The organism is Stutzerimonas sp. VN223-3 (assembly GCF_045999685.1).
GTDB lineage: Bacteria > Pseudomonadota > Gammaproteobacteria > Pseudomonadales > Pseudomonadaceae > Stutzerimonas > Stutzerimonas stutzeri_AR.
On sequence record NZ_RBEC01000003.1, the window covers coordinates 24,182 to 50,728 of the forward strand.

The 26,547-nt window shown below is 60.7% G+C and carries 27 protein-coding genes; 14 read left to right on the top strand and 13 right to left on the bottom strand.

Annotated elements, in window-relative coordinates; genetic code table 11:
- Positions 1-6: 6 nt before the first annotated feature.
- From D7241_RS15900 to D7241_RS15915, 4 genes are all read right to left on the bottom strand, one after another.
- Positions 7-870, bottom strand: a complete 864-nt coding sequence (locus D7241_RS15900; protein ID WP_408102359.1) for a segregation and condensation protein A — start codon at positions 868-870, stop codon at positions 7-9.
- An 87-nt stretch (positions 871-957) separates the two neighbouring features.
- Positions 958-2,163 (bottom strand): tryptophan--tRNA ligase, encoded by a 1,206-nt coding sequence (locus tag D7241_RS15905; protein WP_408102939.1) that lies wholly within the window; start codon positions 2,161-2,163, stop codon positions 958-960.
- 43 nt (positions 2,164-2,206) lie between these two features.
- Positions 2,207-2,830 (bottom strand): L-threonylcarbamoyladenylate synthase, encoded by a 624-nt coding sequence (locus tag D7241_RS15910; RefSeq protein WP_255978233.1) that lies wholly within the window; start codon positions 2,828-2,830, stop codon positions 2,207-2,209.
- 13 nt (positions 2,831-2,843) lie between these two features.
- Positions 2,844-3,710 carry a PHP domain-containing protein gene (locus D7241_RS15915; RefSeq protein WP_408102360.1) on the bottom strand — a complete coding sequence of 289 codons (867 nt, stop codon included), beginning with the start codon at positions 3,708-3,710 and terminating at the stop codon, positions 2,844-2,846.
- Positions 3,711-3,886: 176 nt separating this feature from the next.
- Between D7241_RS15915 and ispZ the strand changes: the two genes are divergently transcribed.
- The 6 genes from ispZ to D7241_RS15945 all read left to right on the top strand — a co-directional run bounded on the left by ispZ (position 3,887) and on the right by D7241_RS15945 (position 7,911).
- A complete protein-coding gene (ispZ, locus tag D7241_RS15920; protein ID WP_408102361.1) occupies positions 3,887-4,468 on the top strand; it encodes a septation protein IspZ in 582 nt (193 codons plus the stop codon).
- A gap of 8 nt (positions 4,469-4,476) precedes the next feature.
- Positions 4,477-4,776: a YciI family protein gene (locus D7241_RS15925; protein WP_408102362.1), complete on the top strand. Its 300-nt coding sequence runs from the start codon at positions 4,477-4,479 to the stop codon at positions 4,774-4,776.
- A gap of 75 nt (positions 4,777-4,851) precedes the next feature.
- A complete protein-coding gene (locus D7241_RS15930) occupies positions 4,852-5,235 on the top strand; it encodes a hypothetical protein (RefSeq protein ID WP_408102363.1) in 384 nt (127 codons plus the stop codon).
- A gap of 17 nt (positions 5,236-5,252) precedes the next feature.
- Positions 5,253-5,930, top strand: coding sequence for a response regulator transcription factor (locus D7241_RS15935; protein ID WP_255978241.1), 678 nt, complete (start codon positions 5,253-5,255; stop codon positions 5,928-5,930).
- Positions 5,931-6,074: 144 nt separating this feature from the next.
- Positions 6,075-6,479 carry a Spy/CpxP family protein refolding chaperone gene (locus D7241_RS15940; RefSeq protein ID WP_408102940.1) on the top strand — a complete coding sequence of 135 codons (405 nt, stop codon included), beginning with the start codon at positions 6,075-6,077 and terminating at the stop codon, positions 6,477-6,479.
- Positions 6,480-6,561: 82 nt separating this feature from the next.
- Positions 6,562-7,911, top strand: coding sequence for a sensor histidine kinase (locus D7241_RS15945; RefSeq protein WP_408102364.1), 1,350 nt, complete (start codon positions 6,562-6,564; stop codon positions 7,909-7,911).
- Positions 7,912-7,914: 3 nt separating this feature from the next.
- Here D7241_RS15945 and D7241_RS15950 read toward each other — a convergent pair whose 3' ends face one another.
- Both D7241_RS15950 and D7241_RS15955 read right to left on the bottom strand, forming a co-directional pair.
- On the bottom strand, positions 7,915-8,481 hold the full coding sequence (locus D7241_RS15950) for an NAD(P)H nitroreductase (protein WP_255978245.1): 567 nt from the start codon (positions 8,479-8,481) through the stop codon (positions 7,915-7,917).
- A 91-nt stretch (positions 8,482-8,572) separates the two neighbouring features.
- Positions 8,573-8,944 (bottom strand): YkgJ family cysteine cluster protein, encoded by a 372-nt coding sequence (locus D7241_RS15955; RefSeq protein WP_408102365.1) that lies wholly within the window; start codon positions 8,942-8,944, stop codon positions 8,573-8,575.
- A gap of 187 nt (positions 8,945-9,131) precedes the next feature.
- Between D7241_RS15955 and D7241_RS15960 the strand changes: the two genes are divergently transcribed.
- Positions 9,132-10,583, top strand: a complete 1,452-nt coding sequence (locus D7241_RS15960; RefSeq protein WP_408102366.1) for a TrkH family potassium uptake protein — start codon at positions 9,132-9,134, stop codon at positions 10,581-10,583.
- Between the two features lie 6 nt (positions 10,584-10,589).
- Here D7241_RS15960 and D7241_RS15965 read toward each other — a convergent pair whose 3' ends face one another.
- From D7241_RS15965 to D7241_RS15975, 3 genes are all read right to left on the bottom strand, one after another.
- A complete protein-coding gene (locus D7241_RS15965; RefSeq protein ID WP_408102367.1) occupies positions 10,590-11,030 on the bottom strand; it encodes a nucleoside deaminase in 441 nt (146 codons plus the stop codon).
- Positions 11,031-11,094: 64 nt separating this feature from the next.
- On the bottom strand, positions 11,095-12,024 hold the full coding sequence (locus D7241_RS15970) for a DUF808 domain-containing protein (RefSeq protein WP_408102368.1): 930 nt from the start codon (positions 12,022-12,024) through the stop codon (positions 11,095-11,097).
- Between the two features lie 114 nt (positions 12,025-12,138).
- A complete protein-coding gene (locus tag D7241_RS15975) occupies positions 12,139-13,140 on the bottom strand; it encodes an AraC family transcriptional regulator (protein WP_255978256.1) in 1,002 nt (333 codons plus the stop codon).
- A gap of 176 nt (positions 13,141-13,316) precedes the next feature.
- On the opposite strand from D7241_RS15975, the gene D7241_RS15980 reads away from it, so the two are divergent.
- From D7241_RS15980 to D7241_RS15995, 4 genes are all read left to right on the top strand, one after another.
- Positions 13,317-13,634, top strand: coding sequence for an Mpo1-like protein (locus D7241_RS15980; protein WP_408102369.1), 318 nt, complete (start codon positions 13,317-13,319; stop codon positions 13,632-13,634).
- 172 nt (positions 13,635-13,806) lie between these two features.
- Complete coding sequence (locus tag D7241_RS15985) at positions 13,807-15,195, top strand: adenylate/guanylate cyclase domain-containing protein (protein ID WP_408102370.1); 1,389 nt, start codon at positions 13,807-13,809, stop codon at positions 15,193-15,195.
- Between the two features lie 106 nt (positions 15,196-15,301).
- A complete protein-coding gene (locus tag D7241_RS15990) occupies positions 15,302-16,069 on the top strand; it encodes a helix-turn-helix domain-containing protein (protein WP_408102371.1) in 768 nt (255 codons plus the stop codon).
- A 150-nt stretch (positions 16,070-16,219) separates the two neighbouring features.
- On the top strand, positions 16,220-17,110 hold the full coding sequence (locus tag D7241_RS15995) for a DMT family transporter (RefSeq protein WP_408102372.1): 891 nt from the start codon (positions 16,220-16,222) through the stop codon (positions 17,108-17,110).
- Between the two features lie 53 nt (positions 17,111-17,163).
- Here the strand turns inward: D7241_RS15995 and D7241_RS16000 are convergent, their stop codons facing one another.
- Positions 17,164-18,900: an IlvD/Edd family dehydratase gene (locus D7241_RS16000; protein WP_408102373.1), complete on the bottom strand. Its 1,737-nt coding sequence runs from the start codon at positions 18,898-18,900 to the stop codon at positions 17,164-17,166.
- A 182-nt stretch (positions 18,901-19,082) separates the two neighbouring features.
- On the opposite strand from D7241_RS16000, the gene D7241_RS16005 reads away from it, so the two are divergent.
- Positions 19,083-20,039, top strand: a complete 957-nt coding sequence (locus D7241_RS16005; protein ID WP_408102374.1) for a LysR family transcriptional regulator — start codon at positions 19,083-19,085, stop codon at positions 20,037-20,039.
- Between the two features lie 140 nt (positions 20,040-20,179).
- On the opposite strand, the gene D7241_RS16010 is transcribed toward D7241_RS16005, so the two are convergent.
- Entirely contained in the window at positions 20,180-21,760 is a 1,581-nt protein-coding gene (locus D7241_RS16010) for an aldehyde dehydrogenase (NADP(+)) (protein ID WP_408102375.1), read from the bottom strand.
- Between the two features lie 144 nt (positions 21,761-21,904).
- Positions 21,905-22,900 carry an AraD1 family protein gene (araD1, locus tag D7241_RS16015; protein WP_408102376.1) on the bottom strand — a complete coding sequence of 332 codons (996 nt, stop codon included), beginning with the start codon at positions 22,898-22,900 and terminating at the stop codon, positions 21,905-21,907.
- A gap of 123 nt (positions 22,901-23,023) precedes the next feature.
- Between araD1 and D7241_RS16020 the strand changes: the two genes are divergently transcribed.
- A complete protein-coding gene (locus D7241_RS16020; protein WP_408102377.1) occupies positions 23,024-23,956 on the top strand; it encodes a LysR family transcriptional regulator in 933 nt (310 codons plus the stop codon).
- 43 nt (positions 23,957-23,999) lie between these two features.
- On the opposite strand, the gene D7241_RS16025 is transcribed toward D7241_RS16020, so the two are convergent.
- Complete coding sequence (locus D7241_RS16025) at positions 24,000-24,284, bottom strand: SelT/SelW/SelH family protein (protein ID WP_408102378.1); 285 nt, start codon at positions 24,282-24,284, stop codon at positions 24,000-24,002.
- Positions 24,285-24,355: 71 nt separating this feature from the next.
- Here D7241_RS16025 and D7241_RS16030 point away from each other — a divergent pair, with 71 nt between their 5' ends.
- Positions 24,356-26,536, top strand: coding sequence for a patatin-like phospholipase family protein (locus D7241_RS16030; RefSeq protein ID WP_408102379.1), 2,181 nt, complete (start codon positions 24,356-24,358; stop codon positions 26,534-26,536).
- Positions 26,537-26,547: the final 11 nt, after the last annotated feature.

Below are 26,547 nucleotides of genomic sequence, written 5' to 3' on the forward strand. Positions count from 1 at the left end.
CCTTGACTACCTCGGTTCTTCCATAGATTGCGCGGAGGACACCACCGCACGCTCGTCAACACGGGCTCGAACATGAATCGGCGCGAAGGGCTCGTTCTGCACCAGCTCGACCAAAGATTCCTTTATCAGCTCCAGCACTGCCATGAACGTCACCACCACGCCGAGCCGGCCCTCTTCGAGGGTGAACAATGTCGCAAAGGGAACGAAAGCGCCGCCCTTCAGACGCTCCAGAACATCGCTCATGCGCTCGCGGGTCGACAACGTCTCGCGTGTAACCTGATGACTTTCGAACATGTCGGCTCGGCGCAGCACCTCCGCCATGGAAGTCAGCAATTCTTCCAGACTGACCTCGGGTAACAGCTTGCGCGCCCGCGCTTCCGGCGCGTCCAGCCGTGGCACCTGCAGATCGCGTCCGACCCGCGGCAGTTGGTCGAGATCCTCCGAGGCAGCCTTGAAACGTTCATATTCCTGTAGTCGGCGAATCAGTTCGGCGCGCGGGTCGAGCTCATCCTCCTCGACCTCGGCCGAACGCGGCAACAGCATGCGCGACTTGATCTCCGCCAGCATCGCCGCCATCACCAAGTACTCGGCGGCAAGCTCCAGGCGCACGGCCTTCATCAGCTCGACGTAGCCCATGTATTGGCGAGTAATTTCCGCCACGGGAATATCGAGGATGTCGATGTTCTGCTTGCGAATGAGGTAAAGCAGCAAATCCAGCGGACCCTCGAATGCCTCGAGAAATACCTCCAGCGCGTCCGGCGGGATGTAGAGATCCTGCGGCAGACTGTTGAAGGCCTCGCCGTAGACCAACGCCAGCCGCAGCTGCTCGCCGGGCGGATTGACGACCGCCTCGGTCGGGAGTTCCTGCATGCTTTCTCCACTGGAACGAATAATGGTAGCGCGACAGCTTATGCCGGCTTTCGCACGGGCTCAACGCTGCTGGTTTTCTACGGCTTGCTAGCGATAATTCAAGCCCATGGCCTGACGCACCACCACAAGCGTCTCGCGGACTTCGTCTCGGGCCTGCTCGGCGCCTTCGGCAAGGATGCTGCGCACCAGATCTGGATTCTGCTCGTAGTCCTGGGCCCGTTCCTGCAGCGGCGCCAGTTCGAGCTTGATCGCCTCGATCAATGGCGCCTTGCATTCCAAGCATCCGTTGCCGGCACTTCGGCAGCCCTGCTCCGCCCATTGACAGACCTCCTCGCCCGAATGGGAGAGGTGCATCTGCCAAACCGGGCAACGAGTGGGTTCGCCTGGATCGTGGCGATGCACGCGTGCGGGATCGGTGGGCATGCGCTTGATCTTCTCTTCGATTTCGCCAGGCGTGTCGCGCAAAAAGATCGAGTTGCTGCTGGATTTGGACATCTTGCCGCCATCGAGACCCGACAGTTTCGGCGAGTCGCTGAGTAACGCCTGCGGCTCAGGTAGCAGCAGCTTGCCACCGCCTTCCAAGTAGCCGAACAGACGCTCTTGGTCGCCGATGGTGATGGTTTGCTGATCCTTAAGTAGCGCACGGGCGGTATTCAGCGCCTCAAGATCGCCCTGTTCCTGATAGCTTTTGCGCAGGCTTGCATAAAGCTTTGAACTCTTCTTGCCGAGCTTGCGTATCGCCGCTTCGGCCTTCGCCTCGAAATCCTCTTCACTGCCATAGAGGTGATTGAAGCGCCGGGCCACGTCACGTGCGAACTCGATGTGCGGCAGCTGATCGGCTCCCACCGGCACGACGCCGGCGCGATAGGCCAGGATGTCGGCGGCTTGCAGCAGCGGATAACCGAGAAAACCATAGGTGCCGAGATCTTTTTGCTGCGAATCGAGCTGCAGCTCTTTATAGGATGGCACGCGCTCCAGCCAGGCCAACGGGCAGATCATCGATAGCAACAGGTGCAGCTCGGCGTGCTCGGGCACCTGGGACTGGATGAACAGAGTCGCCGAGCTCGGGCTGACGCCCGCAGCCAACCAGTCGACCGTCATTTCCTGCACGTTGCGCGCTATATCACCGCCCGCAACGTAGTCGGTGGTCAAGGCGTGCCAGTCGACGATGCAGAAGAAGCACTGATATTCATGCTGCAGCTTGACCCAGTTCTTCAGTACGCCGTGATAGTGGCCGAGGTGAAGACGGCCATTGGGCCGCATCCCGGAGACCACACGTCGCTGCGAATCCATGGAGCTCAAAAGGGTTTCCTTCGTTGAAGTGAAAGCGACCGGATCAGGCAGCGAAAGGCGCGGGATCGCCGCAACCAACACGCACCACTTCCGGATCACCGTCCACCAGACTGATCACTGTGGAGGCTTCGACGCCACCGTAACCGCCGTCGATGATCAGGTCTACCTGGTGTTCCAGCGCATTGCGCATTTCATAGGGATCACTCATCGGCTCGGTTTCGCCGGGCAGAATCAAGCTGACGCTCATCAGCGGCTCGCCCAGCTCGGCAAGCAAGGCCTGTGCGATCGGCTGCGCCGGTACCCGCAGCCCGATGGTGCGGCGCTTGGGATGCAACAGCATACGCGGCACTTCGCGCGTAGCGCTGAGAATGATCGTGTATGGCCCCGGCAAGTGAGTCTTGAGCAGGCGGAAGGCCGCTGTATCCACTTTGGCAAACAAGCCGAGCTGGGACAGATCGCGGCAAACCAGGGTGAAGTTGTGTTTGTCGTCGAGCTGGCGCAGGCGGCGGATGCGCTCGATGCCGGCCTTGTTGCCCATCGAGCAGCCAATGGCGTAGGACGAGTCGGTGGGATAGACCACCACACCGCCGTCACGAATGATCTCCACGGCCTGCTTGATCAGTCGGGCCTGAGGATTTTCCGGGTGTATCTGAAAAAACTGGCTCATGAAAACCCCCTGTTCAGCCGGCAGCAGTCTCGCCTGATCGATCATCGAAATGCCTCCACAATGGCTGCAGGTCTTCCGGTAAGGCCCGATACTGGCCCAATTCCGACCAATCACCGGGCGCATGGAAATCACTGCCGATACTGGCCATCAGGCCAAATTCACGCGCGAGAATCGACAATCCGCCGACCTGCTCCAGCGGCTGCATGCCATTGACGACCTCCAACGCATGCCCGCCCGCCTGGGCGAACTCAATGACCAGCCGGCGGCGCTTGCTACGAGTGAAGTCGTACTGCCACGGATGCGCCAGGCTGACCCACGCACCTGCCTCGAGTAGCGTCGCCACGGTTTGCTCGAGGCTCGGCCAGTGCTGCTTGACGTCGCCGAGCTTGCCCGAGCCGAGCCACTTGCGAAACGCTTCGGCGCGGTCGCGAACATGACCGGCACGCACCAGGAATTCAGCGAAATGTGGGCGAGCCGGAGCATTACCGCTGTCACCCAGTTCCTGCTGCACCGCGCGCGCGCCTTCGAGCGCCCCCGGCATGCCCTTCGCCTCAAGGCGTTGAGCGATCAGTTCCGCCCGCCGCCAGCGCCCGTCGTGCAGCTCGGCGATGGCTTTCTGCAATGCGGCCGCATCACGGCGAAAGGCATAGCCGAGGATGTGAATGGTCGCACCACTCCATACGCATGACAGCTCGATACCGTTGACCAGCCGAACGCCCAGCGAATCCGCCGCAGCGCGGGCGGCATCGAGACCTTCCAAGGTGTCGTGATCGGTCAGCGCGAGCAGCCCGACGCCACGCGCATGGGCTCGTTCCACCAGCGCCGCAGGCGCCAGCACACCGTCCGAGGCGGTGCTGTGGCAATGCAGATCAACAATCATTCGGGACATATTCTCCAGGGCTTGGCGGCACACTGTTCTGACCGCCACGGCCGGTGCTCGTGCCGTCATCAAATTCGCCAAAGCTTGCGCCGGTCGTGGAAATGGCCGGCGTACAGCGTTCCGCCAAAAGCGCGGTTTGTTATTATGCCGGCCACATACCGCTGCTGGCTCTCTCCGTGAAACAAATCGTCGATTTCATTCCGCTGCTGCTGTTCTTCATTGTCTACAAACTAGAGCCCAGAACCGTCGAAGTGGCAGACCTAAGCGTTGCTGTCGGCGGTATTTTCAGCGCCACAGCGATGCTTATCGCCAGTTCGATCATCGTTTATGCCGGACTGTTCATTCACCAGCGCCGACTGGAAAAGAGCCAGTGGCTGACATTGGTTGCCTGCCTGTTGTTCGGCGGCCTGACCCTCGCCTTGCATAGCGAAGCCATTCTCAAATGGAAGGCGCCGGTACTGAACTGGCTGTTCGCGCTGGCGTTTATCGGTAGCCATTTCATTGGCGAAAAAACCCTTATCCAGCGCATGATGGGCCACGCTGTCCAACTGCCACCAGCACAATGGACGCAACTAAATGTCGCCTGGATCCTGTTCTTTCTTGTCTGTGGCTTCGCCAATCTGTTCGTTGCCTTCGTCTACCCTGCCATCTGGGTCGACTTCAAAGTCTTTGGTAGCCTCGGCCTGACGCTGCTGTTCATAGCGGGTCAGGCTGTGTATCTGGTCCGCCACATGCAACCCACATCTGAAGAATCATAGGAGTAAACATGCTCTACGCCATCATCGCCACCGATGTACCCGATTCGTTGCAGAACCGCCTGGCTTCGCGCCCGGCTCACCTGACCCGTCTCGATCAACTCAAGAGCGAAGGCCGCCTGGTTCTGGCCGGCCCGCATCCGGCGGTCGACAGCAATGATCCCGGCACCGCCGGCTTTACCGGAAGCCTGGTGGTCGCCGAATTCGCATCTCTGCAGGCTGCCGAAGAATGGGCCGCGGCTGATCCGTACAAGGCTGCCGGCGTCTATGGCGAAGTGGTGGTCAAACCGTTCAAGCAAGTCTATCCCTGAGTCGATCGGCTGACGCCGTCAGGTATCTGTCAGGTCGTAGGATTTCCACGGCCCGTTGAGGAAATAGGAGTTCCGATGCGCCAAGGTTCGCTGTCCCTGCTGCTTGCCCTGAGTCTTTTCACACCATTGCTCCATGCCGAAGAAGGCGCGGCCGACCCGCTCACCGAGCAGCAGGCCGAGTTGGAGCAACCTCTGATCGAGGACGAACGGCAGCGCGAAGAGCTGAACGATAATCTCGATACCGCAGCGACCGATGCCGAACAGGCTCAGCTGGCACAGCTGATCCAGGAAAACCGCCATCTTCGCATGCAGCTGCAGCAAGAGCAGTCGAAAGCGCAACCGCAACTGCTTAATGACCAGCAACAATGGTTCGCGGTTGGCGGGGGCGTCGGCGTGCTGGGGTTTCTGCTTGGCGTCCTGACCACACGTGGCCGTCGCCGCCGGCAATGGCTGAACTGAAGCGAACGAGCGAACGCATGAGCGAACTGCTGCTGATAGACGACGACCAGGAACTCTGCGAGCTGCTGGTCAGCTGGCTGGCGCAGGAAGGCTTCGTCGCCCACGCCTGCCATGACGGCCAAAGCGCACGTGCGGCGCTGACTGAACATCAGCCCGCCGCGGTGGTACTCGATGTGATGCTGCCCGACGGTAGCGGCCTTGAATTGCTCAAGCAACTGCGTAGCGAATATCCCGACTTGCCGGTGTTGATGCTCTCCGGCCGTGGCGAGCCGCTGGATCGCATCCTTGGCCTGGAGCTCGGCGCCGACGATTACCTGGCCAAACCATGCGATCCTCGCGAGCTCACCGCACGACTGCGCGCCGTGTTGCGTCGCAGTCAGCCAGCCAGCACACCGACCCAGCTCGAACTGGGCGACCTGTGCTATAGCCCGGCCCGGGGTGTCGCCAGCGTAGGTGAGCATGACGTTACCCTGACCCTTTCCGAAGGCCGCATCCTCGAAGCGCTGCTCAGCCAACCGGGCGAACCGCTGGACAAACAGGCCCTGGCGCAGCTCGCGCTGGGTCGAAAGCTGACGCTCTACGATCGCAGCCTGGACATGCACGTCAGCAACCTGCGGCGCAAACTCGGCCCGCACCCGGACGGCCGCCAGCGCATCGTCGCGCTGCGCAGCCGCGGCTACCTTTACGCATCATGACTGGCTTTACCGAGCCTTTACCCTGCCCTGACCGCCGTTGACCTTGCGCGCCCTAGACTGAGCTCATCCGATCGAAGCCAGCTGAGACGCGCAATCGACACGCGCAATTGGTGATCGGTATCCATACACAGGAGAAATCTCATGATGCGCAAGACCCTTATCGCCGTGCTTTTCGCTTCTACCCTACCGGCCATCGCCATGGCGATGCCCGACGCAGGCCAGCGCCATCATGGCGGCAAGCATGCCCCGTTCGAGCAACTCGATCTGACCAAGGAACAGAAGAGCGAAATGCGCAATCTGATGGGCGAGCAGATGAAAAGCCGTCGCGAAATTACCCAGCGCTACCTGGACAAACTGCCCGAATCCGAGCGCAAAGCCATGCAGGACGAGCTGAAGTCCAGCAAGGAAAACACTCACAAGCAAATGCGCGAACTGCTCAAGCCAGAACAGCAGAAGAAGTTCGACGAGCTGCACGAAAAGATGGAAGCCAAGCGCGCCGAACGCGCCGAGTTCGAGCAGTGGAAAGCCGAACGCGACCAGAAGAGCTGATCTCCGATTGAAAGACAACCTGCCCGGCCCACGCTCTGAAAAGAGCCGTGCGCGCCGGGCTTTGCCGTGGAGTATTTAACCAGTGCGATCACTTTTCTGGCGCATTCTCGCGACATTCTGGTTGGCCATCGCACTGGTGGCGGGTCTGGCCATGCTACTCGGCCACGCATTGAACCAGGACACCTGGATCCTCAATCGCCATCCCGGCGTAAACGGGCTGGCCGAAGTGTGGACCAAAGTCTATGAGCGCCAGGGCCCAATCACCGCACAGTTTCTGCTCGAACGGCACCGCAATCGCTTCGGTGTCGATGTGCAGGTGCTGGCGGAAAACGGCCAGCCCATCATCCGCGGCACCTTCCCGGCTCGCGCCGCCGCTTTCGAAGCTCGCCAGGCACACCGCGATGGACGCTTGCCTTGGCGCCGACTGACCACTGACTACACCAGTCCCGAGAGCGGCAACACTTACCTATTCATTTATCGCATCCCCAATCAGGAGCTGCAGGCCTGGCATCGTGGCAGTCTGTTCTGGCCACTCAGTGCAATCGCCATCGCGCTGGTCGTGCTGACCGGATTCAGCCTGTTGCTGACCCTTTCGATCACCCGACCGCTCGACCGCCTGCGTGGTGCCGTGCATGACCTTGGCCAAACCGCCTACCAGCAAAACTCCCTGGCCCGGCTGGCGACCCGGCGCGACGAGCTCGGCGTGTTGGCTAATGACTTCAATCGCATGGGCGCCCGCCTGCAAAGCCTGATCGGCAGCCAGCGACAGCTTTTGCGTGACGTTTCCCATGAATTGCGCTCCCCGCTCGCGCGTCTACGTATCGCCTTGGCGCTCGCCGAAAGGGCCACCCCGACGGAGCGTGAACTCATCTGGCCGCGGCTGGCCAAGGAATGCGATCGATTGGAAGCACTGATCAGCGAGATTCTGGAATTGGCAAGATTGGACGCGGAGCCAGGCGCAACGAGCGCTGTCGATCTTTCGTCGATATTCCAGCAGTTGGAAGAGAACGCACGCATCGTATCGCCCGCTCAGCGCATCGATAGCCGGGTGGAAACAGACATCGTCCTGCATGGCTGGCCGGATATGCTCGAGCGCGCGCTGGATAACCTGCTGCGTAATGCCCTTCGCTTCAATCCCGAGGGTGCGCCGATCGAGCTACGCGCCAGCACCGACGCCGAGTGGCTGACGCTGAGCATTCGCGATCATGGGCCAGGCGTGGATGAAACGCATCTCGCGCAGCTGAGCGAGCCGTTCTTCCGCGCTCCGGGACAGACCTCGGCCGGTCATGGGCTGGGCCTGGCAATCGCACGTCGCGCCGCCGAGCGGCATGGCGGTGAGCTACTGCTGGGCAATCATCCCGACGGCGGATTCATCGCCAGCCTGAAACTACCGCTGGACTCGCCCGTGGAAAAGCTGCAGCACCCGGACTGACCGCTACTGCACCCGGTCCCACTGACCGACGAAATGTCCAGGCTCCAGCTCCGGAGGCGTCCGCAGGTTACCCTCCGGCGTTCCAAGGTAGATAAAACCGAGCAGCTGTTCGTTAGTTGCCAGCCCCAACTCCTGAGCCACGTGCCGATCATAAGAAAACTCGCCGGTACGCCAGACTGCCCCCAGGCCCTGCGCGTGCGCCGCCAGCAACAAACCGTGCGCTGCACAGCCGACCGCGAGCACCTGCTCGGACTCTGGAATCTTCGGATGTGGCAATACGCGGGCGATAACGACCACCAGCAGCGGCGCACGCAGCGGCATCTTGCGCGCTTTCTGAAGCGCCTCCTCGGCGGCCTCCGGCTGGCGCAGGCGCAACGACTCGGCTAACAACTCGCCCAACCGCTCTCGGGCCTCTCCTTGAACAGTCAGAAAGCGCCACGGGCGAAGCTGCCCATGATCTGGCGCACGCAGCGCCGCACGAAACATCACATCCAGCTGAGCCGCGGTCGGCGCAGGATCAGCAAGTCGTGTAACGGAAACACGATTGAGCAACAGATCGAGAGCGTCCATCCAACTACCTCCAAAAACGAATCGGACATTCTAGAGGTCCGACGCGTTCGTTTGGCAGCCGATTGCAGTGAGTAATGCCGTGCGAGCTTGGTCAGGCAACTCGATCGGGTGACAGTTGCGGCTCCAGAGGCGGTGTCAGTGGCGGCAGTCCATGGGCTGCTCGAGCCGTATCGCAATGAGCGTTGTGTTGACCATCGGCCCAGGACGCCTCGAATTCACGGCAAGTGCTCGAGCGCTGCTCATACATGGTGCAACGCACGCCGCAACCGATATCGCCCATCAGCCCGACGCAACGCGCGGGCTTGGATTCCGTCCCGCGCATCGCGACGTGAAACGGGCTGACTTGTATGGTCGCGCTATCAGGAACGGCACCGCCCGACGAGGCACATTCGCCCCAAAAGAAAGACACACGAAAATAAGCGCAGCAAGCGCCGCACGTGAGGCAGGGATTGTCGATCGACATGGAAGGTGAACACCCAGAAACCGGGAAAGGGCCGGCGCCCGGGCGACTATTCTATTCATCGCAACGAACTTGGGAAGAGCCTCCCAGAGCGTAACGTAAAGATTTTCGACGAACCGATAGCCGGTTTACTGCCGCCGCTACACGCGTAGAATGGCGGGCCTCATTTCGAGCCGAGCACCAACGACAAATGGCCTTGCCGACCCTGCGCATCATTGGTTTTATTCTCGGCATTTTTCTGATCACGCTCGCTGTCAGCATGGTCATTCCGATGATCGCGTTGTTGGCATTTGATCGCACCGACGATCTTCACGCCTTTATCTGGGCGAGCCTGATCACCTTCGGATGCGGTTTTGCCCTTGCTGCCCCCGGCAGACCGGCCAACACCAATCTGCGCCCCCGCGACATGTATTTGCTGACCACCGTGAGCTGGGTGGCCGTTTGCTGTTTCGCTGCGCTGCCGCTAATGCTGATCCAGCACATCAGCTATACCGATGCGTTCTTCGAAACCATGTCGGGCATCACCACCACAGGCGCGACCGTGCTTTCAGGTTTGGACAGTGCATCACCCGGTCTGTTGATGTGGCGTTCACTGCTTCATTGGCTCGGCGGTATCGGCTTCATCGGCATGGCCGTGGCGATCCTGCCGCTGCTGCGAGTCGGTGGCATGCGGTTGTTCCAGACCGAGTCATCAGACTGGTCGGAAAAAGTAATGCCGCGCTCGCACATGGCCGGGAAGTATCTGATCGCGATATATCTCAGCTTCACTTTGGCCGCCTTCATCGCATTCTGGCTCGCGGGCATGACTGCCTTCGATGCCATCAACCACGCAATGTCGACCGTATCAACGGGTGGTTTTTCAACCTCAGATGCTTCGCTTGGCAAGTTCAGCCCGGCATCACACTGGGTCGCGATCTTTTTCATGGTGCTGGGCAGTTTGCCGTTCACCCTGTATGTCGCCACCGCACGAGGAAATCGCGGCGCCCTATTCCGCGATCAGCAGGTTCGGGGCTTTTTGCTCATGCTGACCGTAACCAGCTTGCTATTCAGCGGCTGGTACTGGCTCAACCACAACGACAGCCTGCTCGACTCGCTGCGTATCGTGACTTTCAGTGTGGTGTCGGTAATCACAACCACCGGATACGCGGTGAGCGATTACACCCAATGGGGCGGCTTCGCAGTCATGGTGTTCTTCTACCTGACCTTTCTCGGCGGCTGCTCGGGTTCCACGTCTGGCGGATTGAAAATGTTCCGCTTTCAGGTCGCCTATGCGTTGTTGCGTTCGAACCTCAAGCAACTAGTCCACCCGCGAGCGGTGATCCGTCAGCAATACAACGGACACAACCTCGACGAAGAAATCGTCCGCTCCATTCTGACGTTTTCGTTCTTTATCACCATGACAATCGGTGTACTGGCGCTGTGCCTGGCGCTGCTGGGCCTGGACCCGATCACTGCGCTCACTGGAGCGGCTTCGGCGGTCTGCAACGTCGGCCCTGGCCTAGGGCCGATCATCGGTCCGGTGGGCAATTTCTCGACCCTGCCGGATGCGGCGAAGTGGTTGCTGTCGGTCGGAATGCTGCTTGGCCGTCTGGAGATCATCACTGTGCTGGTGATGCTGACCCCGTCCTTCTGGCGTCATTGACCGACATTACTTCTCGCCGATGTCCTCGCTCCACAGCTCGGGGCTGTTGGCGATGAAGTTGCGCATCATCTCGACGCAACTCGCATCCTGCAGCACTTCGACATCGACCCCACGACCGCGCAGCAACAGCTCTTCGCCCATGAAGGTCTGGTTTTCACCGATCACGACTTTTGGAATGCCGTAGAGCAAGATGGCCCCGCTGCACATGGAGCACGGCGACAACGTGGTATAGATCACCGACTCGGCATAGACGCTGGCCGGCTGTCGTCCGGCATTTTCGAACGCATCCATTTCCCCGTGCAGCACCGCACTGCCCGACTGAACCCGTCGGTTGTGCCCTCGGCCGATGATCCGACCGCGATGGACGATCACCGAGCCGATAGGGATGCCACCCTCGGCAAGGCCCTTCCGTGCTTCGTCGATAGCCGCCTGCATGAATTCGTCCATCGTGTTACTCCCGTAACGTTCAAACATGGTTGGCGTCGTGTGCGCAATCCGCTCTATGTGTCGATCAGGCGGCGTCGGAGCTGCCTTTGAATAGCCGGCCACCCAGCGTAACGGCCGCAAATACCAGACCACCGACAAGAATGCCGAACGCCGCGTCTAACAATGTAGGCAGCAGCCCGGCCAGCACGGAGCCGATATAAGGCAGCGCAACCGTGTGCTGGGCGCTGTCCGCGATGAAATGGTGTACCGCCTTAATGCCATGGGTAAGAATGCCGCCGCCGACCATGAACATTGCTGCAGTGCCGATCACCGAAAGCGACTTCATCAGCCACGGCGCGACCGACAGAATGCCCCGCCCCAGCGCCTGCGTAGCGCCGCTGGCGCTTTTGCTCAGAGCCAGACCGGCATCGTCCAGCTTCACGATGCCAGCAACCAGCCCGTACACACCAACCGTCATGATGATCGCGATCCCGGCGAGCACCGCGACCTGCTCGGTGAAGGAAGCTGCCGCCACGGTACCAAGGGTGATGGCGATGATTTCAGCCGAGAGGATGAAATCGGTGCGCACCGCGCCGCTGATCTTGTCCCGCTCAAACGCGACCATATCGACTTGCGGATTGGCCAGCGCCTCGATCTGCTGCGCATGATGATTGTCGTCCCGATGCAAAAACCGATGCGCAAGCTTCTCGAAACCTTCGAAGCATAGGAACGCACCGCCGAGCATCAGCAGCGGCGTTATCGCCCAGGGAATGAATGCGCTGATCAGCAACGCCGCCGGCACCAGGATCAGCTTGTTGCGCATCGATCCCTTGGCAACGGCCCAGACGACGGGCAGTTCGCGGTCGGCCTTGACTCCCGTGACCTGCTGGGCGTTGAGCGCCAAATCGTCGCCAAGTACACCGGCGGTTTTCTTCGCGGCGACCTTGGTCATCAGTGAAACATCATCCAGAACCGACGCGATATCGTCGATCAGGGCAAGAAGGCTACTGGCCAATGCTGGGCGTTCCTTTAGTAGGTGCAATCGCAAGGGATGCGAGGTGGGTACGCCGCCTCATCCGATTAGAAGATAAGGCCATTGTGGCGGAGAACAAGTTCCAGCGCGGCAGCCTCAGCGCCTTGCCCGGTATTCGCCGGGAGTCATGGCGAACCAACGTCTAAAGGCCCGAAAGAAGTTGCTCGGATCAGCGAAGCCCAGCAGGTAAGCAATCTCCAGCAAAGCCAGGTCCGGCTGCGCAAGGTATTGCTCAGCCAGAGCCCGTCGGGTGTCGTCAAGTAACTGTTGAAAACTCGTACCTTCTTCACCCAGACGCCGCTGCAAGGTGCGCTCGGATAGATGTAGCATTTGAGCAACTGTCTCGCGTCGTGGCTCGCCTTGTGGCAGTAGGCGACACAAGACCTGACGCGCCTGATGGGTAACCCGACTATCGGAGAACCGCACCAGGTATTCACCAGCGAAACGGTCATGCAGTTGTGCGAGCTCGGCGTTGGCTGTAGGCAGCGGAATATCCATGTCGGCGTGACGCATCAGCAGCCCATCACATTCGGCGTGGAAGCGCAGCGGCGCCTGAAAGACCGCTCGATAGGGCTCGATGTTGGTCGGAGTTGGTCCTTGCAAACATACCTCCAACGGCACCAGCGGCTTGCCGGTGAGCCAGCGACAGAACGCAAGCGTGCTCGCCAGGGAGCCTTCGGCACTTTGCCGCGCAGGTGGCAGCTGGTCACCGTGAATCGACAGAGTCAACAAGTAGCCCTGCTCGGTCGGGAAGAACCGCACATCGGCGCCTTCAGCAATGATCCGCTGATAGCGCACCAGCCGTAGAAAGCTCTCCTTCAACGTGCTGCTGGACATCAATGCGTAGCCAACGACATGCATCGCACCGGGACGCATCACCTTCGCCAGATTCAGGCCTATCGCGGCATTACCCGTCATATCCACCGCGCGTTGCCAGAGCCGGGTCATGCCGTCCTGGGCAAAGCGTGCATCGGCATCGCTCAGGGCCGCGTAATCGAGACCCAGTTCGGCAAACAGTGCTCGGCAATCGACACCGTCCAGCTCCAGTGCCTGAACGATACTCAAGGCCCAGCTTGAGGAAGTGGTGCGTTCTGTCATCAATCGATCTGCTCGGATCAGGCTTGGTTATGGCTTCCACGGACGAGCTTGGCGCCATCCGGCAGTTTCAACCGCAGGCTCGCGGTACACAAGGGTACTAAACTGGCACCTGCGGCCAATGGCCGTGAAGCGCTAGGGATCTAGACTTGCACTACCACAATGACAGGAGGTGCGACATGAGCACGCAAACCGCCGAGCGTTTCACCCGCTTTGCTGATTTCTACCCGTTCTACCTGGCTGAGCACAGCAACCCCACTTGCCGACGGCTGCATTACATCGGCAGCTTCCTGGTGCTGGGAATACTCGCCTACGCGCTGATCACTCAACAATGGTTGTGGCTGCTGGCGATGCCACTGGCCGGATACGGGTTTGCCTGGGTCGGGCATTTCATTTTCGAAAAGAACCGGCCGGCGACGTTTCAGTACCCGATGTACAGCTTTCTCGGCGACTGGGTGATGCTCAAGGACATGCTGACCGGCAAGATTCGCTTCTGAGGAACGCGGTCGCCCCCGACCCGCAGCGGCCATCCGTCACGGATTGGACGGGTGGTTTGGCGCAATGATGGCGACTTGGTTATGATCGCCCGGAGCAGCGCCGGCCGATGCGCTGCGCACCTCCAATGGCGCATGCTAGAGCGCCGGAATCTTTCAGGGACAGTAACCATACATGTCAACCGTGATCGGTGAACGGCGTAATGGCCTTGCTACTCGCCCGCTGCGCGAGTACTACGCCCGGGTTCTCGGATACCTGACCTGCGCCGCGACGCTCGCCGCCGGCGTCTATACCCAACATTTTGCGATCGGCCTATTGTGGATGGTGCCTTACACCTTGCTCTATCCCCATTTCGCCTATCACGTGAGCTATCGCTTCAAGCGCGAACACCCGGAACGGACATCGCAGACCCTGCTCTGCCTTGACGCGTTAAATGCCGGCGCCGGCATCGTGCTGCTCGGCTGCGCTCTCGTGCCAAGCCTGATGTTTCTTTTGACGCTGGGTTTCAGCGCGTTGGTGATCGGCAGCCTGCGTCACCTGCTGATGACCCTGTTGATGGTCACGGTGGGTATCGGGCTGACTACCATGGTGGTCCCTCTGCGCTTCAACGGAGCGACCCCGCCCCTGGTATCGACGATCAGCATTCTGTTCACCACCCTGTACGTCTGCATCACGGCTTACTACGTGCATCAGCAGGGGATTCGCCTGGCACAGGCGCGTAGCGAAGTGGAAGCCCAGCAGGCCAAAGCCGCACGCCTAGCGCGAAATCTGGCCAAGTACCTGTCACCACAGGTCTGGGAATCGATTTTCTCCGGCAAGCGCAGCGTTCGGCTTGAAACCCAGCGCAAGAAGCTCACGGTGTTCTTCTCCGATATCAAGGGCTTCACCGAGCTCGCCGAGGAGCTGGAAGCCGAAGCCCTCACCGACCTGCTCAACAACTACCTCAACGAGATGTCGAAGATCACCCTCAAATACGGTGGCACCATCGACAAATTCGTGGGTGACTGCGTAATGGTGTTTTTCGGCGACCCCGCCAGCCAAGGCGCAAAAAAAGATGCCGTAGCCGCAGTATCCATGGCCATCGCCATGCGTAAGCACATGAAAGTACTGCGCCAGCAATGGCGCGCTCAAGGCATCACCAAGCCGATGGAAATCCGCATGGGGATCAACACCGGTTACTGCACGGTCGGCAACTTCGGCGCCGACACCCGCATGGACTACACCATCATCGGACGCGAAGTGAACCTGGCCAGTCGCCTTGAGAGCTCCGCCGAAGCCGGCGAGATTCTGATCTCTCACGAGACCTATTCGCTGGTCAAAGACGTGATCATGTGCCGCGACAAAGGCCAGATCACCGTCAAGGGCTTTACCCGTCCGGTGCAGATCTACCAAGTGGTGGATTTCAGACGCGATCTGGGCGCGACCAACAGCTTCGTCGAGCATGAACTGCCGGGCTTCTCGATGTACCTGGACACCAACGGCGTACAGAATTTCGATAAGGAGCGTGTGATCCAGGCGCTCAACCAGGCTGCCGACAAGTTGCGTGACAAGGTCATCATGTAAGCATCGGCGGCGCCGGTCTCGGTCCGGATGCTATGAGGTCGAACCGATCCGAATGAATAGCACCACTCGCAGCCGGCCGTCCGTCGGGATGCAGTCGAGGTCATCAATGCCGCCCATCCTTTCCCTACGCCACTACAACCACGACCAGATCGTCCACAGCCACCAGCACACCCAACTGGTGTTTGGCCTTCATGGGCAGCTGGACTTCGAAATCGACGGGCGCGGTAGCCGGATTCAGCAGCAACTGCTCGCCGTGGTCCCGAGCGATACTCGTCACGCCTGTGGCAGCCCGGCTGGTAGCCAATGCCTGATTCTGGATATCCCGGACGACAACTGGCTGCGGCAACGTCTCGCTCATCATGCCGATCCGGCGCGCCGCATCCTGGAACAGCCTGCGGCGCTGCGTCTGACCCCGACGCAAAGCCAACTGGTCGGCTGGCTGGCGGCCAGCCCGATCAATGATCCGATCATTAGCGAACAGGGCGCCGCCCTCCTCTTGGCCAGTCTTTCCGCTGGCTGCGAGCCGGTCAGCCAGAACGGTCCGCTACCGCTCGCGGCGCTTTACGCCCATGTCGACCGGCATCTGGCGCACCCGCTCGCGGTTCAGGATCTTGCGCGACTGGCCGGGCTCTCGGTTCCACGATTCCATGTTCGCTTTGTCAGCGAAACCGGCCTGACACCGCTGGAGTTCGTCCGGTGCCGTCGCTTGCAGCAGGGTCGAGAGTTGCTGATTAGCACACGCCTGGCAGTTGGCGAGGTTGCCGCCCGGGTCGGATACGCTTCACAAAGCGCATTTACCGCCGCACTGAGCCGCGAGTACGGCACTACCCCGCGGGCGCTGCGCCGCGAGTCGCTCGACAACTCGCGATACTGACGCGACAGACGGGCCGCAGCGCGGGTCGTACCATGGGCGCATCAAGCTTCTGGCAGCGCCAGTCACCGCAGCATCGCGAGGCCCCATGATCCATATCGGTTGCGTATTTTTTCCCATCGAATGTTCACGCTCGATACCGAGCGTTCGACCATGACACATCGCAATGCGCTATTGGCGATCCACTTCGGCGCGCTGATGTTTGGCCTGTCCGGCGTATTCGGCAAGCTGGCCGAAAGCACGCCACTGGTGATCACTTTCGGTCGCGCATTGTTCGCGGTCATCGCGCTGCTACTGGCGGCGCAGTTTCTGCGTAGCGGCGGTGGAAAGCCAAGCTGGCGTCAGCGCGGCGGCCTGTTGCTCGGCGGGTTGCTGCTGGGCGGACACTGGCTCACCTTCTTCGTCGCGGTAAAGGTCGCCGGGGTCGGTATCGCTACGCTGGGCTTCGCCAGTTTTCCGGCCTTTACCGTGCTGTTCGAAGGTCTGCTGTTTCGCGAACGGACACGCCCCGTCGAGTTCGCCATGGTGGGCCTGGTTTGCGCGGGCCTGCTATTGGTCACGCCGCACTTCGATCTGGCCAGCGACAGCACGGTAGGTCTGCTCTACGGCATTCTGTCCGGCCTGATGTTCGCGCTGCTTTCGCTACTCAATCGCGCTGTCACGCGAGGTGTCGACCCGGTTCAGGCCGCTTTGTGGCAGAACGGCACCATCCTGCTCTGTCTGCTGCCGTTTACCTGGATGTCGCTCCCGACAGTACCGGCGCTGGATTGGCTATGGCTGGCATTGCTCGGCGTGTTCTGCACGGGACTCGCGCACAGCCTGTTCGTAGCGAGCCTGAAGGTTTTGAAAGCGCGAACTACCTCGGTGATCTTCGCCCTCGAGCCGGTTTACGGCATCGCGTTCGCCTGGTGGCTTTTCAGTGAACAGCCCACCTTGCGCATGCTGCTCGGCGGCGCGTTGATCATCCTCGCCACGGTCATCACCAGCCGCCTGAAAACACCAGCCGTGACGAACGCTGCCTCGCCGCTCGCAAAGGCGCCGTAGGCGCCAGGACGGCAGTGACAACATGGCCGCCGACGCCAGGCGGCCATTGCCGATCAATGCGAATGGCGCGGAACTTCGGCGCCGCGGCACCCAACCAAGAAGTCGAAGTCGCACCCCTTGTCCGCCTGCAGCACATGTTCGACGAACAGCCGGCGGTAGCCGCCATCCCATAACAAGCCCTGCGGGGCCTGCCAGGAAGCCAGACGTTCTTGCAGCTCGGCATCCGAAACGTCCAAGTGCAGGCGGCCCGCAACGCAGTCCAGTTCAATGAAATCACCGTTGCGCACCACCGCCAGCGGTCCGCCGGCAGCGGCTTCTGGGGCAACATGCAGCACCACGGTGCCGTAAGCGGTGCCGCTCATGCGCGCATCGGAGATGCGCACCATGTCGGTAATCCCTTTGGCCAGGACCTTCGGCGGCAGGCCCATGTTGCCGACCTCGGCCATGCCCGGATAACCCTTGGGGCCGCAGTTCTTCATCACCAGCACGCAGCTTTCATCGACGTCCAAGTCCGGGTCAGCGATGCGTGCCTTGTAGTCGTCGAAGTCCTCGAAGACTACCGCACGCCCTCGGTGCTTCATCAGTTCCGGTGTCGCCGCGGAGGGTTTCAACACCGCACCGCTGGGCGCAAGGTTGCCGCGCAGGACGCAGATGCCGCCGTCATCGCGCAGCGGATTATCCAGCGTACGAATGACCTCGTCCTGCCCGTAGATGGGCGCCTGGGCGCAGTTGTCCCACAGCGACTTGCCGTTGACCGTCAGCGCATCGGGGTTCGGCAGCAGCTGGTTTTCACCCAGCCGACGGATCACGGCGGGCAGTCCTCCGGCGTAGTAGAACTCTTCCATCAGGAAGCGCCCGGAGGGTTGCAGATCGACGATAGTCGGCATGCCCCGCCCGATGCGCGTCCAGTCATCCAGATCAAGCTCAACCCCAATCCGCCCGGCGATCGCCTTGAGGTGGATTACTGCATTAGTCGAGCCGCCGATAGCAGCGTTGACCCGGATGGCATTCTCGAATGCCTGCTTGGTCAGCACCTTGGAGAGCCGCAGGTCTTCCTCGACCATGTCGACGATGCGCATGCCGGACAAATGCGCAAGCACATAGCGACGCGAATCAACGGCTGGAATCGCCGCGTTGTGCGGCAATGAAGTGCCCAACGCTTCGGCCATACAAGCCATGGTCGAGGCGGTCCCCATGGTGTTGCAGGTACCGGCCGAACGCGACATGCCGGCCTCGGCGGACAGGAACTCATCGAGGCTGATCAGCCCGCCCTTATAGGCCTCATGCATCTGCCAGACGATGGTTCCAGCGCCAATGTCGCGGCCGTTGTGCTTGCCGTTGAGCATCGGCCCGCCGGTGACGACGATGGCCGGCACGTCGCAGCTGGCCGCACCCATCAGCAGCGCCGGAGTGGTCTTATCGCAGCCGGTGAGTAGCACCACCGCATCGATGGGGTTACCGCGAATCGATTCCTCGACATCCATGCTGGCCAGGTTGCGCGTCAGCATGGCGGTCGGTCGCAGGTTCGATTCACCATTGGAAAAGACCGGAAATTCCACCGGAAACCCGCCCGCCTCCAGTACTCCCTTTTTCACATGCTCGGCGATCTTGCGGAAGTGTGCATTGCACGGCGTCAGCTCCGACCAGGTGTTGCAGATGCCGATGATCGGCTTGCCCTGAAACTCGTGGTCCGGGATGCCCTGGTTCTTCATCCAGCTGCGGTACATGAAACCGTTCTTGTCCGTGGTGCCGAACCATTGAGCAGAGCGCAGGGGGCGTTTGCCAGTCATCGTCAGTTCCTGTTAAAGCGCGCGTTTGATCAGCGGCTCCAATTGTTATTCGGCATCTTCGGTTCGCAATGACAGAGCCTGTACACGCAAGCCTGTCCTGCCGTTGAAAAGACTAGAGGGCGCAGCCATCATCAACAAATACAAAATCAAGCCAGACCGATACCCAAACGGATATAACTGACATGAAGCCGATCAACAGCAATTGGTTCGTTCGAGCCCGCCTGAAGAACCGCCATATCCCTCTGTTGGTGGCGCTGGGCGATACCGGCAATCTCAACCGTGCGGCCGAGGGGTTGGGGATTTCTCAACCAGCCATCTCCAAGCTGTTGAAGGATTTGGAAGACGGCCTTGGCGTGGCTCTGTTCGAAAGACATGCGCGCGGGGTGGTGCCGACCCTTTACGGCGAGACGATGATTCGTCACGCCAGACGCCTGCAGAACACTCTGGAAAGCGTCTATAGCGAGGTCGATGCGCTGCGCCAAGGGCAACAGGGCCATGTTCGCATCGGCACCATACTCACCCCATGCGCCGAGCTGTTGCCAGAAGTGATCGGCCTCACCAAGCAGCGGTTTCCAGGATTGGAGTTGAGCATTCGCACGGGTTCGAGCCGTGATTTGATGGCGATCCTCGACGACGGCGAGCTGGATTTCCTGGTAGCGCGCTTTTTTGCAGGCGGCCAGCAGCACGATCTGAACTTCGAGCCGCTGGCCGAGGAACCGCTGCGGATTTGTGCGCGTGCCGGGCTTGTTCAAGGGCCGCTGTCGCGCGCCGAATTGAACGCCGCCGACTGGGTTCTGCCGCCGGCAGGTAGCGTGCTACGTCAGGAGTTCGATGCGCTGTTCCAGCGCGTCGGTATGCGTCCGCCAACCAAGGTGGTCAACGCGGAAAACTTGCTGATGGTTACCACGCTGGTGGAAAAGAACGACGTACTCACCGTGCTGCCGCGTGACGTGCTGGCGCACTATGCGCGCTACGGCATGCTTGCAGAGATCGATGTCGACCCCAGCATCGAGGCCGAATTGAATCAGGGCCTGATGGCCTACGGCATCATTACAAAAAATCAGCAGTTGCTCTCTCCCGCGGCGCGCAACGTGCTGGACCTGCTGCGTGCTACCGCCCGGCAAATGTCGTTAGGCTAGACGGTTCAGTGCGTGTAGGCATGGCGCAAAATCTGTCGGGATTAGCCCGACAGGTCAAAAAGAGTCATCTGATACAGGTAAACCCCGTGTGATGGTTTAGGCCGGCAAGGATTGCTCATCGCTCCTTGCCAGCCTCGGCCTCAGAGCGAGGCGTGAGTGGTTTCGCCATCAACCAGGCGAGTGATGCCCAGCGGGTTGGCATTCTTCAGAGCATCCGGTAGCAGCTCGTCGGGGAAGTTCTGGTAGCACACCGGCCGCAGGAATCGGTCGATCGCCAAGGTTCCTACCGAGGTGCCGCGGGCATCGGACGTTGCCGGGTACGGCCCGCCATGCACCATCGAATCGCACACTTCGACACCCGTCGGATAGCCGTTGAGCAACAGCCGTCCGACCTTCTGTTCAAGCAGCGCCACCAGGTCGGCGGAGGCCGCGAGATCGGCCCGCTCGGCAATCAGCGTAGCGGTGAGCTGACCGCGCAGGCCTTGCAGCGCACGCAGCAGCTCCGCCTTGTCAGCCACTTCCACAACGACCGTAGTCGGACCGAAAACCTCCTCCTGTAGCAGCTCGTCCCCCTTGATCAGCAGGTTGGCATCAGCCTTGAACAGTTGCGGCTGGCCCTGGTTGCCCTGCTGCGGCTCGCCGGCCAGATGGGTAATGCCAGGATGAGCCTGAAGATGCTGCAACCCTGTGCCGTAGCTGTTCAACGTCCCGGCGTTGAGCATGGTCTGCGCCGGCTGCTCGCTCATGAACGCAGCGAGCCGATCCACGAATGCGCTAAATTCCGGTGATCGGATACCGATCACCATGCCGGGGTTGGTACAGAACTGACCACAACCCATCACCACCGAGGCGGTAAGCTCGTTGGCGATGGCATCGCCACGCGCTTTGAGCGCCTCGGGCAAGACTAATACCGGGTTAATGCTGGACATCTCTGCGAATACCGGTATGGGCTGCGGGCGTGCAGCCGCCATGTCGCACAGAGCACGGCCACCGCGCAGCGAACCGGTAAAGCCGACCGCCTGAATCGCCGGATGCTTAACTAGCCATTCGCCAACCCCACCGCCGTAGATCATGTTGAATACCCCTTTGGGCATGCCGGTTTTCTCTGCCGCGCGGATCACCGCATCGGCCACGCACTCGGCCGTCACCATGTGTCCGCTATGAGCCTTGAACACCACCGGGCAACCAGCTGCCAGCGCCGAGGCGGTATCGCCACCGGCCGTGGAGAACGCCAACGGGAAATTGCTTGCACCAAAAACCGCTACCGGTCCCAGCCCTATGCGGCACTGACGAAGATCCGGACGTGGCAGTGGTTTGCGCTCCGGCAATGCACGATCGATGCGCGCCCCATGAAAGTCGCCGCGTCGCAGTACCTTGGCGAACAGGCGCATCTGGCCGCTGGTACGCCCGCGCTCGCCTTGAATCCGCCCGGCCGGCAGCGCCGTCTCGCGGCAAACCAGCTCGATGAAATCATCGCCCAGGGCGTCCAGCTCATCGGCAATGGCCTCGAGAAATTCGGCGCGCTTGCTCGCCGAAAGCGATCGGTACTCGGGATAGGCCGCAGCGGCAGCCTCGGCCGCGGCATTCACCTCGTCCTGCGTGGCCTGATGGAACTCGTACGGCAGCGCCTCCCCGGAGCTGGCATCGAGGCTCTGTACTGTGACCGAACCAGCGGCGCTGCGGCCGCCGCCGATGTAGTTGTGACCGCGAATAGTAGACATGGGTATCTCCTTGACCTGCTGGGTTCAGAACCCCGCGCGCTGCGCGGAGATGGGCCGTCGGCCCGCGAATGAAGCAAAGCCCGTCAATTCTCGCGCAGACCTGCGGGCTGTTGCGGAACCGGGCAAAGACGGGCCGGCCGTTGTTCAGAGCTGCTTGACGCCGCCTGGAGTGATCATCGGCTGACGAACGCTTATGCCGTTGCACAGCGGCTCGCCGAACGCGTCCAGGCTGACTTCGAATCGATCACCCGGCTGCGCCTTGATGCCATCGGCGAAGGACAGCGTTGCCGTGCCGAAGAAATGTACATGCACATCGCCTGGACGCAAAAATTGCGTGTACTTGAAATGGTGGTATTCAAGGTTCTCCAGGCTATGACACATATTCTCCTCACCGGAAAGAAATTCTTTCTCCCATAACAGCTGCTCGCCGCGACGGATGCGGCTGATACCCGCCAGATGCGCAGGCAGCTCACCGACCCGCAGCTCGGGGCCGAACGAACAGAAACGCAGTTTCGAGTGTGCCAGGTACAGGTAGTTCTTGCGTTCGACCACATGATCGGAAAACTCATTGCCAAGGGCAAAGCCTAGACGGTAAGGCAGTCCGTCATCACCGATGACGTAGAGCCCGGTCAGTTCCGGTTCCTCACCATAATCCTCGGCGAAATCCGGCGCCGGGAAATCCGCCCCTGGGCGCACCACAATGCTGCCATCACCCTTGTAGAACCACTCAGGTTGGGCTCCGATGGTGCCCGGCTGCGGACGGCCGCCCTGCATGCCCCAGCGAAACATCTGCATGCTGTCGGTGAGCTTGCTTTCCTCTTGTTCGACCTGTTGATGCATCTTGTCGCGTGTCGAGGCGCTGCCAAAATGCGTAAGGCCGGTGCCGCTTATCAGGCAGTGCGCAGGGTCATCATGATCCAGAGGAGGCAGTACGCGTCCGGCATCGAGCAGATCGCAATAAAGCGGGCCGCTTTCTCGCGCCTGATTTTCGATCTGGGCCGCCAGACTGCGCCGCGCTCGGATCGCCGCCAACGCCAGCGCTCGGGTGCTGTGCACATCCGAAAGCACCTCGATGCGCTCGCCGTTGACAACGCCTACCTGCCGTTGGCCTTGCCTATTCTCGAATTGAATCAACCGCATGCGCGCTTCCTCTTGTTGTAATGACGCCCGACACCCCAGGCGTTTGCTGCGATCACTTTAAAAACCACCCTGACTGGTGCCTAATGAAAGCTTCTGATTAAGCGATAACTTTCAGTCATCCCCATGATCGCCGCCCTCCCCACCATTGTTTCCCGCCTGCGGCTCAAGCAGCTGCGGTTGCTGATAGCCTTGGACGAACAGGGTTCGCTGCACCGCGCCGCCGAACAGGTATCGATCAGTCAGCCCGGCGCAACCAAGGCCCTGCACGAGATCGAAAACACCTTTGGCGCCGAGTTGTTTATCCGCACCAGCCAGGGTTTGCAGCCGAACGACCTCGGCCGCTGCGTAATTCGCTACGCACGACTGATCCAGAGCGATCTGGCACACCTGCGTGAAGAGATGGTCGGGATTATCCAAGGCCATGGCGGACGTTTGTCGGTCGGCGTGATCATGGGCGCTGTGCCATTGCTAATGCGCGCGTTGGGCCGCTTGCGGCGCAGGCAGCCGGAGCTTTCCGTGGAGATCGTCGAGGACACAAGCGCCCGTCTGCTCGGACTCATCGATGAGGGTCGACTCGATCTGGCGATCTGTCGCAGCAGTGTCAGCCGTCGACCGGACGCCTATGACTGCCTGACCCTGCATCCAGAACAGTTGGCCGTTGTCGCGCACCCGGCACATCCGGCCAGCGGAGCCCAGACCCTGCAATTGGCCGACCTCAGCAATTACCGTTGGGTGGTTTACCCGGCGAACATGCCCATGCGCTTGTTACTCGAGCGCGAGTTCAGCCAGGCCGGCCTGGAATTTCCGCGCTACCCAGTAGAAACCGCCTCCACCTTCACCATGCTCAGCCTGCTGCAGCAAGATCCTGAACTGGTGGCCGTGATGCCGTTGGCGGTAGCGCAGTTCAGCGAAGGCTTCGGCATGATCCGCCAATTGCCACTGAGCCTGCAGTCGCGCAGCGAGCCCTACGGCGTTATCGTTCGTCACGGCAGCAGCCTCTCGTCCGCCGCGCGGCTCCTGCTAGAGGAAATGCAGGCCGAGCAGCTGCCAAGCTGACAGCATCCGTGTAGTGGCCGCAGGCACCGGGCGGCACCTGCAATCAATTTCTGTCGTTATGCCCTAGGTCCCGTTGCGGATCGATCTGATCACGCACCCGCTGCTTCAGCTCCTTGGCTTCAGGGAAGCCACCATCCAGCTTGCGCTCCCAAATTTGTGTCCCGTCACAGGTGATATGGAAAGTGCCGCCGGACGCCGGCACCAACGACACTTTGCCGAGGTCATCGGCAAATGTGGACAAGAGCTCCTGCGCCAACCAGGCCGCACGCAGCAACCACTGGCATTGAGTGCAATAGGTAATGACGACTTCCGGCTTGGTATCGGGCATGACGAGGCGCTCGGGCGGCTGGCGGGACGCCTATAATAGCCGCCATTTCGCGTTTCTCCGCCGGTGTTGCCATGTCTCGTCTATTGCTCATGCTGATCCTTCTGATGCCGTTGGCAGGATTCGCCGAAACCCAACCCAAAACCGGTCTGGTGCTTTCCGGCGGCGCGGCACGCGGGTTGGCGCATATCGGTGTGCTGAAAGCGCTGGAAGAACATGGCGTGCAGATCGACGCAATTGCCGGCACCAGTATGGGTGCGGTAATCGGCGGGCTTTACGCGGCGGGCTATAGCGTTGAAGAGCTGGAGAAGCTGGCGCTCAGTCTAGATTGGCAGCAGGTGCTGTCGGACGATCCGCCGCGGCAGGACGTGCCGTTCCGACGCAAGCAGGACGATCGCGACTTTCTGGTCAAACGCAAACTCAGCTTCCGCGACGATGGCAGCCTCGGTCTACCGCTCGGCGTGATTCAAGGCCAAAACCTCGCCCTGCTGCTTGAACGTCTCTTGGTGCATACCAGCGACACGCGTGACTTCGACCGTCTGCCGATCCCCTTTCGCGCAGTGGCAACCGACATCGCCAACGACAAGAAGGTGATCTTTCGCAGCGGTCATCTGCCCCAGGCGATCCGCGCCAGCATGTCGATTCCGGCGGTGTTCGCCCCAGTCGAGATCGAAGGCCGTCTGCTTGTCGATGGCGGCATGGTCGACAATATCCCCATGGACGTCGCCCGAGACATGGGCGTGGATCGGCTGATCGTGGTGGATATCGGCTCGCCGTTGCAGTCGCGTGAGCAATTGCTCACCGTCGTCGACGTGCTCAATCAATCGATCACCATGATGACGCGGCGCAATTCCGAAGAGCAGCTGGCGACGCTACGCTCGGAAGATCTGCTGGTGCAGCCGATGCTGGCGGGGTTCGGCTCGACCGATTTTGGCCGCGCCGAGCAACTCATCGACGCCGGCTATCGCGCAGCCAGCGCACTGGATGGCCGCCTCGCGGCGATGCGCAGCGAGAGCGGCGGCAATCTAGCGCTCAGCCTCGCCCGGTCAGCCGACCCGCGCACGCCACTGATTACCGAGGTACGCATCGAGAACGACTCGAAAGTCGGCGATGCGGTTATTCGTCGACACATCCGCCAGCAAGTCGGCAAACGGCTGGATCTGCAGGACCTGCAGAAGGACATGGGCACTCTGTACGGACTGGACTATTTCGAGCAGGTCGAATACCGGGTCGTACATGGCACGCTGGGCAACACGCTAGTCATCACTACCCGCGAAAAGCGCTCCGGGACCGACTATCTACGCCTTGGCATCAACCTCTCGGATGATTTCGGCGGCGACAGTGCGTTCAACATTGGCGGCAGCTATCGCAAGAACGGCATCAATGAGCTAGGCGCCGAGTGGCTGACGCGCCTGCAGCTGGGTGATCACCAGGAACTCTTCAGCGAGTTCTATCAGCCGCTGGATGCCGGCTCACGCTGGTTCGTCGCGCCGAACCTGTTTGCCGAGACCCAGAACGTAGAATCGATAATCGATAACGACCCCATCGCCGAATACCGCCTGCAACGCTACGGTTATGGGCTCAACCTTGGCCGCCAGATCGCCAACAATGGCGAGATCCGTTTTGGTATTGGCCAGGCATGGGGCGAGGCGGATGTGCGTGTTGGCGATCAACAACTGCCGGAATTCAGTTTCGAGGAAGGCTACTACCAGCTTCAGTATTCGTTCGACACGGTGGATAACGTCGACTTCCCCCGTGAAGGTGAGGATATCGGGCTTACGCTACGCCAGTATGACCCCGGTCTGGGCTCGGACGAACGTTACCGACAGTGGGAGTTCAGTCTGGACAAGGCGGTTAGCCATGGCGTGGATACGCTGGTCTTCGGTGGCCGCTATGGGCGTACGCTGGACGATGCGGAGGTCGTCACGTCGAGCTTTCTGCTCGGTGGAGCGAGGCAACTATCGGGGTTTCGCCAGGATGCCCTCTCCGGACAGAACATCAGCCTGGCGCGCATGATCTATTTCCGGCGGATGACGCCACGCTCATTCCTGCCGCTGGATTTTCCGCTGTACCTGGGTGCATCACTGGAACGTGGGCGCGCGTGGAACAATGATAACGACTTCGATAGCGGGTACATCAATGCGGGCAGTATCTTTATCGGCTACGAAACGCCGCTGGGGCCACTGAATTTCAGCTACGGCCTCAACGATGAAGCCGAGCGCGCCTTGTATATGAACCTCGGACGCAGTTTCTGATCCGGTGTGCC

Bases quoted from the DNA above. Each gene is read 5' to 3' on its own strand.
- D7241_RS15935 (WP_255978241.1), top strand. From the start codon at position 5,253: ATGAGCGAACTGCTGCTGATAGACGACGACCAGGAACTCTGCGAGCTG.
- D7241_RS15980 (WP_408102369.1), top strand. From the start codon at position 13,317: ATGAGCACGCAAACCGCCGAGCGTTTCACCCGCTTTGCTGATTTCTAC.
- D7241_RS15950 (WP_255978245.1), bottom strand. From the start codon at position 8,481: ATGGACGCTCTCGATCTGTTGCTCAATCGTGTTTCCGTTACACGACTT.
- D7241_RS15965 (WP_408102367.1), bottom strand. From the start codon at position 11,030: ATGGACGAATTCATGCAGGCGGCTATCGACGAAGCACGGAAGGGCCTT.
- D7241_RS15905 (WP_408102939.1), bottom strand. From the start codon at position 2,163: ATGGATTCGCAGCGACGTGTGGTCTCCGGGATGCGGCCCAATGGCCGT.
- D7241_RS15990 (WP_408102371.1), top strand. From the start codon at position 15,302: ATGCCGCCCATCCTTTCCCTACGCCACTACAACCACGACCAGATCGTC.
- D7241_RS15930 (WP_408102363.1), top strand. From the start codon at position 4,852: ATGCGCCAAGGTTCGCTGTCCCTGCTGCTTGCCCTGAGTCTTTTCACA.
- D7241_RS16005 (WP_408102374.1), top strand. From the start codon at position 19,083: ATGAAGCCGATCAACAGCAATTGGTTCGTTCGAGCCCGCCTGAAGAAC.
- D7241_RS16020 (WP_408102377.1), top strand. From the start codon at position 23,024: ATGATCGCCGCCCTCCCCACCATTGTTTCCCGCCTGCGGCTCAAGCAG.
- D7241_RS16030 (WP_408102379.1), top strand. From the start codon at position 24,356: ATGTCTCGTCTATTGCTCATGCTGATCCTTCTGATGCCGTTGGCAGGA.
- D7241_RS15925 (WP_408102362.1), top strand. From the start codon at position 4,477: ATGCTCTACGCCATCATCGCCACCGATGTACCCGATTCGTTGCAGAAC.
- D7241_RS16010 (WP_408102375.1), bottom strand. From the start codon at position 21,760: ATGTCTACTATTCGCGGTCACAACTACATCGGCGGCGGCCGCAGCGCC.
- D7241_RS15915 (WP_408102360.1), bottom strand. From the start codon at position 3,710: ATGATTGTTGATCTGCATTGCCACAGCACCGCCTCGGACGGTGTGCTG.
- D7241_RS15960 (WP_408102366.1), top strand. From the start codon at position 9,132: ATGGCCTTGCCGACCCTGCGCATCATTGGTTTTATTCTCGGCATTTTT.
- D7241_RS15995 (WP_408102372.1), top strand. From the start codon at position 16,220: ATGACACATCGCAATGCGCTATTGGCGATCCACTTCGGCGCGCTGATG.
- D7241_RS16025 (WP_408102378.1), bottom strand. From the start codon at position 24,284: ATGCCCGATACCAAGCCGGAAGTCGTCATTACCTATTGCACTCAATGC.
- araD1 (WP_408102376.1), bottom strand. From the start codon at position 22,900: ATGCGGTTGATTCAATTCGAGAATAGGCAAGGCCAACGGCAGGTAGGC.
- D7241_RS15940 (WP_408102940.1), top strand. From the start codon at position 6,075: ATGCGCAAGACCCTTATCGCCGTGCTTTTCGCTTCTACCCTACCGGCC.
- D7241_RS15910 (WP_255978233.1), bottom strand. From the start codon at position 2,830: ATGAGCCAGTTTTTTCAGATACACCCGGAAAATCCTCAGGCCCGACTG.
- D7241_RS15985 (WP_408102370.1), top strand. From the start codon at position 13,807: ATGTCAACCGTGATCGGTGAACGGCGTAATGGCCTTGCTACTCGCCCG.
- D7241_RS15900 (WP_408102359.1), bottom strand. From the start codon at position 870: ATGCAGGAACTCCCGACCGAGGCGGTCGTCAATCCGCCCGGCGAGCAG.
- D7241_RS15975 (WP_255978256.1), bottom strand. From the start codon at position 13,140: ATGACAGAACGCACCACTTCCTCAAGCTGGGCCTTGAGTATCGTTCAG.
- D7241_RS16000 (WP_408102373.1), bottom strand. From the start codon at position 18,900: ATGACTGGCAAACGCCCCCTGCGCTCTGCTCAATGGTTCGGCACCACG.
- D7241_RS15955 (WP_408102365.1), bottom strand. From the start codon at position 8,944: ATGTCGATCGACAATCCCTGCCTCACGTGCGGCGCTTGCTGCGCTTAT.